This is a genomic window from Actinomycetes bacterium (genome assembly GCA_035506535.1).
GTDB lineage: Bacteria > Actinomycetota > Actinomycetes > DATJPE01 > DATJPE01 > DATJPE01.
Window position 1 is genome coordinate 1 of sequence record DATJPE010000043.1, and the last position, 4793, is coordinate 4793.

Consider the following 4793-nt stretch of genomic DNA (forward strand, 5'->3'; position numbering starts at 1 on the left):
GTGTGGCACATCCCCGCGCTCGTGTCCATCTTCGGCGACGACTCGGTGCTGCAGTTCGGCGGCGGGACGCTCGGCCACCCCTGGGGGAACGCCGCCGGCGCGACGGCGAACCGGGTCGCGCTCGAGGCGTGCGTCATGGCGCGCAACGAGGGCCGGGACTTGGAGAAGGAGTCGCGCGAGATCCTCACGTCGGCGGCCCGGCACAGCCCGGAGCTCGCCATCGCCATGGAGACCTGGAAGGAAGTCAGGTTCGAGTACGACGTCGTCGACAAGCTCGCGACCGCCTGACGGGCGCACCGAAACGGAGCAGGACATGACCACGATCCACGACTTCGCGTCCCGGATGGACGACCCGCGATCACGCAGGTTCGGGACGTTCTCCTACCTGCCGCCGCTCACCCGCGAGCAGGTGCGCCGACAGGTCGAGTACATGATCGGCAAGGGCTGGACGTGCTCCGTGGAGCACGTCGAGCCCTCGCGGGCGGTGGACACCTACTGGTACATGTGGAAGTTGCCGATGTTCGGTGAGCTCGATCCCGAGGTCGTCCTCACCGAGGCCGACCAGTGCCGAGACGCCCACCCCGGCGACCACGTCCGCCTGATCGGCTACGACGGGCGCCGCCAGACCCAGGGGCTGGCCCTCGTCGTCCACCGCGGCCAGGTCTGACCGCAGCCGGATCCGATGGCCGGGTCTGACCCGCGGAGCAGGATCCGGCGGCCGGGTCAGCCGGCCGGGGTGATGAGGCCGTAGTGGCCGTCGTAGCGGTGGTAGAGGGCGCAGCCTCGGTGGGTGCGCTCGTCCCGGAAGAAGACGAACGGCATCCCTGACTCCTCCAGCCGCTCGGTCGCCTCCTCCTCGGTGAGCGTGGGCGCGGGGATCGGGCTGACCGTCACCGGCGTCACCTCGGCGGCGACCCGATCCGGCCGGGGCTCCACCTGCGCCAGGCGGTAGCCGCCGTCCCCGGTGCGGTAGAGCACGCTGTCCTGGCCGGTGCCCTCCTCGGTGAACACGTGGAAGTCGTAGTCGAGCATGCCCATGTCGAACGCGGCCTCGTCGACGGTCAGCCGGGACGGGGTGAACGCCTTGTGCCGGATCACCTCGCGGTCCTCGACCGGGCGCGGGAAGTACGGTGGCCGCTCGCTCGGCGCCGTGGTGTGCCGCCACTCGTGCGGGTCCTCCGACGGGCGCTCGCCGCGGATGTCCTCCCAGTCGCCCGCAGCGCGGCGGATCCGTTCACGTAGCCGGTCGTGCACCTCGTCGGCGGCCTCGGTCATGGTCGGCCTCGCGACCTGGGCGCGGATCAGCCGCCCGTCCAGGTCGACGTTGACCTGGACCACGGCCGGCCGGGCCAGGGCCCGGTCCGCGAGGCGCGTCAGCCGGATGTTGGCGAACAGGACCGGGTCGCGGGCGTAGCGAAGGACCGCGTGGACGCGCTTGCGCGCGTACTCGATCTCGGCCTCGGTCACCTCACCCTGGGTGTGCACGGGAATGACGTCTTCGGAGAACGAGGTGGTCATGGTCTGCCGCCGATGCTGTCCGAGCAGCGTCTCGACCGCCACGTCGCGTGTGTTCGTCACCATCGGGTCGCTGCGAGTCTCCTACGCATCCGAGGCTGCTCGCGGCGCCGAGCTCTCGCCAGGGCCCAAGGTCCCCCGAGGTCGGGCGCGGCGACGGCTGGCCGGTCAGCCGGAGGCCGCGCGTGCGCGGGCGGCGGCGGCTGCTGCGGAGACGATGAGGCCCGCGTCGTCGAAGCGACGGAGGGTCACGGCGGCGCTCGACCTCGACTCGCGCATCGCGAGCACCAGCTCGTCGAGGAGCCACTCCAACGACGCAGCCCAGGTCGACGGGTCCGCCCCGGTCGTCCCCTCGGCGGCCACGACCGCACGAAGCGCCGCCCGGTGCTCGTCGAGCGCGGCCTCCCGGCGTACGCCGGAGCTGTCGTGCAGAAGCATGTCCAGCGTCGCCGGCAGCCGCCTGCCGTCCTCGGTCCGGACCACCCAGCGGGCCCCGAGCCCCGGCCGGTCGGGGTCGACGAGCACCAGGTCGGCGTAGCCGGAGACCACCCCGACCGGAGGAGCGTCCAGCTGGCCCGCGAGCGGCTCGGGCGTCGCCCGGCCGAGGGCGAGCCTCGCCCGCCGGCCCACGAGCGCGGCGGTGCCCACGATCTGGCCGGCTCGCAGGTCGGGTCGGGCCGGCGACGCCCGCAGGGCGTCGGCGTACTCCATGCAGAGCCGGTCGAGGACCCGTTGCAGCGCGTCGAGCTCCACCCGCTCGGTCGGGTCGGGTGGGCGTCCCCCGCCGAGGACGCGGCCCCATCGCCCGACGGCGCCGACGAGGACGTCGTCGAGCGCCTCGAGGTGGGTCGGCAGCAGACGGCCGGGCTCGCTGTCCGGCTCGGCCACGACCTCCGCCAAGGTGGCCGGCTCGCCGTGCGACGTCAGCCACTGGAAGCCGACGACGTCGTCGGTCTGGCGGATCGAGGCGCGCGTCATCCCTGCCTCAGCAGATCCGGGGCAGCTGCTCACCCAGCGGTCGGTCGATGACGCGAGTGGCGCCGAAGGCCGTACGACCGACCACCATGCCCGGGTGCTCGTCGACCACCGTCCCGATCACGGTGGCGTGCCGCCCGTGCTCGTCCGCCTGCATGGCGGCGACGACGTCGTCGAGGACGGCCGGGTCGACGAAGGCGACGAGCTTGCCCTCGTTGGCCACGTGCAACGGGTCCAGCCCGAGGAAGCCACAGGCCGCCGCGACGCCCTCGGGCACCGGCACCGAGGCCTCGTCGAGCCGTACGCCGATCCCGGCGGCCTCGGCGATCTCGCACAGCGTGCCGGCGAGACCGCCGCGAGTGGGGTCGCGCAGGGCGTGCACGCCACGGCCCGCGCCGCCGGGGCAGGCGGCGAGCATCGCCTGGACCAGTCCGGAGAGCGGCGCGGAGTCGGTGTCGATCCGGGTGCCGAACTCCAGGCCCTCGCGCACGCTGAGGATCGCGACCCCGTGCTCGCCGACCGGGCCGGAGACGACGACGACGTCGCCCGGCCGCGCGGCCTCGGGGCTCACGTCGACGCCGGGCGGGACGAGGCCGACGCCGCTGGTGTTGACGTAGAGACCGTCGGCGGCGCCGTGGCCGACGACCTTGGTGTCCCCGGTGACCAGCCGTACGTCGGCCCGCTTGGCCGCCCGCCCCATCGCCTCGGCGACCCGCCCGAGGACCTCGAGCTCGAGCCCCTCCTCGAGGATGAAACCGGCGGACAGACCGAGGGGCACGGCACCGCTCATCGCCAGGTCGTTGACCGTGCCGTTGACGGCGAGGTCGCCGATGCAGCCTCCGGGGAAGAAGAGCGGCTGCACGACGTAGGAGTCGGTCGTGAAGGCGAGCCGGGCCGACCCGGCGTCCAGCACCGCCGAGTCGCGGGGCGCCGCGGCGAGTCCGTCGGTCCCGAAGGCCGGCAGGAACAGGTGCTCGATGAGCTCGCTGGACAGCTTGCCGCCCCCGCCGTGGCCGAGGACGACGCGTTCGGTGTCGCGCAGCGGCAGCGGGCAGGTCCAGGCCAGCGGGTCGAGGATCTCAGCCACGGCTGGTCACCTCGACCGGGATCGTGAGGCGGCGGAAGTGGTAGTACGCCGCACACGCTCCCTCCGAGGAGACCATCGTCGCCCCCAGCGGAGTGCGCGGGGTGCACGCGGTCCCGAACGCCTCGCACTGGTGCGGCTTGATGAGCCCCTGGAGCACCTCGCCGGCCCGGCACAGCGGCGACTCCTCGACGGAGATGCCGTCGACACCGAAGCGGATCCCGGCGTCGAACTCGCGGTAGCGCTCGGAGAGCCGGAAGCCGGACTGCGGGATCACCCCGATCCCGCGCCACGAACGGTCGCACACCTCGAACACGTCGGCGATCACCGCCTGCGCCGCCCGGTTGCCCTCGGCGGTCACCGCGCGGGCGTAGGCGTTCTCGAGCCGGGCCTCGCCGTCCTCGAGCTGGTGGACGACTCGTCGGACGCCGTCGAGGATGTCCAGCGGCTCGAAGCCGGTCACGACGACGGGTACGTCGTAGCGCTCGACGATCGGCACGTACTCCGACGTCCCCATGACCGTGCAGACGTGGCCGGCGGCCAGGAAGCCCTGAACGCGGCAGGTGGGGGAGTCGAGGATCGCCGTCATCGCCGGCGGTACCAGGACGTGGCTGACGAGCATCGAGAAGTTGCGCAACCCGAGGCGGCGGGCGAGGACCACGGCCATCGCGTTGGGCGGGGCGGTGGTCTCGAAACCGACCGCGAAGAAGACCACCTCGCGCTCGGGGTTGGCCTCCGCGAGACGTACAGCATCCAGCGGCGAGTAGACGACGCGTACGTCGCCGCCGCGCGCCCGTACCTGGAACAGATCGTGCCGGCTGCCCGGCACGCGGAGCATGTCGCCGAAGGAGCAGAACACGACCTCCGGCCGCGCGGCGATCTCCAGCGCCTGGTCGATCATCTCCAGCGGCGTGACGCACACCGGGCAGCCGGGTCCGTGGATGAACTCCACACCCTCAGGCAGCAACTGGTCGATGCCGTGCCGGATGATCGAGTGGGTCTGCCCGCCGCAGACCTCCATGATCGCCCAGGGTCGGGTGACGGTCTGGTCGATCTCATCCAGCAGGTGACGGGCGAGCACCGGGTCGCGGAACTCGTCCAGGTACTTCACGGGGCCACCTCCCCCGCGCTCAGCGCCGCACCCGGCGGCCCGTCGGGCACGTCCGCCGCGCCGAGCTCCTCCTCGAGCACGCCGAGCTCCTCGAACAGCGCGAGCGTC

General features: G+C 72.9%; 6 protein-coding genes. 2 read left to right on the plus strand and 4 right to left on the minus strand.

Features of this window, described 5'->3' with window-relative positions:
* The coding region (locus VMI11_06920) for a RuBisCO large subunit C-terminal-like domain-containing protein (GenBank protein ID HTY72143.1) at positions 1-288 on the plus strand (288 nt) is incomplete at its 5' end.
* 25 nt (positions 289-313) lie between these two features.
* On the plus strand, positions 314-667 hold the full coding sequence (locus VMI11_06925; protein HTY72144.1) for a ribulose bisphosphate carboxylase small subunit: 354 nt from the start codon (positions 314-316) through the stop codon (positions 665-667).
* 56 nt (positions 668-723) lie between these two features.
* On the opposite strand, the gene VMI11_06930 is transcribed toward VMI11_06925, so the two are convergent.
* From VMI11_06930 to hypD, 4 genes are all read right to left on the minus strand, one after another.
* Positions 724-1581, minus strand: coding sequence for an HPF/RaiA family ribosome-associated protein (locus VMI11_06930; protein ID HTY72145.1), 858 nt, complete (start codon positions 1579-1581; stop codon positions 724-726).
* A 102-nt stretch (positions 1582-1683) separates the two neighbouring features.
* Positions 1684-2493 (minus strand): hypothetical protein, encoded by an 810-nt coding sequence (locus tag VMI11_06935; protein ID HTY72146.1) that lies wholly within the window; start codon positions 2491-2493, stop codon positions 1684-1686.
* A gap of 7 nt (positions 2494-2500) precedes the next feature.
* Positions 2501-3577: a hydrogenase expression/formation protein HypE gene (gene hypE / locus VMI11_06940; GenBank protein ID HTY72147.1), complete on the minus strand. Its 1077-nt coding sequence runs from the start codon at positions 3575-3577 to the stop codon at positions 2501-2503.
* Complete coding sequence (gene hypD / locus VMI11_06945) at positions 3570-4685, minus strand: hydrogenase formation protein HypD (GenBank protein ID HTY72148.1); 1116 nt, start codon at positions 4683-4685, stop codon at positions 3570-3572. Before hypD ends, hypE begins: the two co-directional genes overlap by 8 nt.
* Positions 4686-4793 lie beyond the last annotated feature (108 nt).

Bases quoted from the DNA above. Each gene is read 5' to 3' on its own strand.
- VMI11_06925 (HTY72144.1), top strand. From the start codon at position 314: ATGACCACGATCCACGACTTCGCGTCCCGGATGGACGACCCGCGATCA.
- VMI11_06930 (HTY72145.1), bottom strand. From the start codon at position 1,581: ATGGTGACGAACACACGCGACGTGGCGGTCGAGACGCTGCTCGGACAG.
- VMI11_06935 (HTY72146.1), bottom strand. From the start codon at position 2,493: ATGACGCGCGCCTCGATCCGCCAGACCGACGACGTCGTCGGCTTCCAG.